The following is a 227-nucleotide window of genomic DNA, read 5'->3' on the forward strand; positions in this document are numbered from 1 at the left end:
GCTCGCCAACGCTTTTCGCAAGTTACTACGTCCTTCATCGCCTCTGACTGCCAAGGCATCCACCGTATACGCTTAGTCGCTTAACCATACAACCCAAATAGGTTTCACTTGCGTGAGCCACTTGAATTGTTGCGACCAGCTGGTTTTACTTGTCTCATCTTCGACCAAGAAGATGGACTCGCCTTAGACTTGAATATTCAAGACACTTAACAAGTGTTTTAAGAACT

At 45.4% G+C, this 227-nt stretch carries 1 rRNA gene; it reads right to left on the reverse strand.

Features of this window, described 5'->3' with window-relative positions:
- Window positions 1-86, reverse strand: a 23S ribosomal RNA gene (locus HG547_RS20730); the annotation flags it as partial.
- Between the last annotated feature and the right edge of the window lie 141 nt (window positions 87-227).

The sequence above is a fragment of the Shewanella sp. DNRA4 genome, assembly GCF_012843185.1.
Lineage (GTDB): Bacteria > Pseudomonadota > Gammaproteobacteria > Enterobacterales > Shewanellaceae > Shewanella > Shewanella xiamenensis.